Source organism: Salipiger sp. (assembly GCF_059781815.1).
Genome location: NZ_JBYNAH010000352.1, coordinates 2,332 through 3,104, shown reverse-complemented (window position 1 = coordinate 3,104; position 773 = coordinate 2,332). Strand labels below are relative to the sequence as shown.

General features: G+C 67.4%; 2 protein-coding genes. Both read right to left on the bottom strand.

Annotated features, from left to right (window positions below):
• The coding region (locus tag AC6RA4_RS24485) for a CoA transferase (RefSeq protein WP_500164774.1) at positions 1–150 on the bottom strand (150 nt) is incomplete at its 3' end.
• Between the two features lie 122 nt (positions 151–272).
• On the bottom strand, positions 273–773 hold a 501-nt coding region (locus tag AC6RA4_RS24480; protein WP_500164772.1), incomplete at its 5' end, for an amidohydrolase family protein.

Genomic DNA, 773 nt, shown 5'->3' with positions numbered 1-773 from the left:
GTTGGCCACTGCCCAGATGCGCTGAAACGCGCCGCCCAGCGGCTCGACGGTGATCACGTCGGCGCCGATATCGCCCAGATGCTGCGCCGCGGCGGGGCCGGACAGGAAGTGGTTGAAGCTCAGTACTCGGATGCCGTCAAGCGCGCCCATCTTGGTTCCTCTCGTGTTGCGAGACAGAGCCTAGGGCAGACTGGACGAGCCGGGAATATATCCAGCTATGATAATACCGGGTGAGAAAATTCACGCATCGAATAGTAGAGCCGCGCGCCCGACTATGGTGCGAACAGCCGTGGCGCGGGCGCCTCGAAGGTCAGCCGCCCTGCCTTCATGCCCCAGAGCGGACGCCCGATCTCTGCCACTGTCGCGGCGCGGCTGGCGCAGGGCAGCAGGACCAGATCCGCCGGCCCGCCGACCGCGATCCCGGTCTCGCGGCCCAGCAGGCGGAACGGGTCCTCGCTGATCATCGCGAAGCAGGCTGCGAGGTCTTCGGCGCGGCCAAGCTGCGCGACATTGGCGAAAAGGTTGGCCATACGCGGCAGCGAGCAGTCGCCATAGGGCGTGAACGGGTTCAGCACGTTGTTGGTCGCGACCGTGCAGCACACCCCCGCCTCGTGAAAAACATGCGCCGGGGCAACGCCGCGCGGCACCGCATGATCATGCCCGCGCCCGGTGATGAAGAGATCCGTCGCCGGCAGCACCGTGAGCGCGATGCCGGCGTCTCGCAGCAGCGCCACGCTCTCGGCCAGCCGCGCGGGCGGCAGCAACGAGAGCTT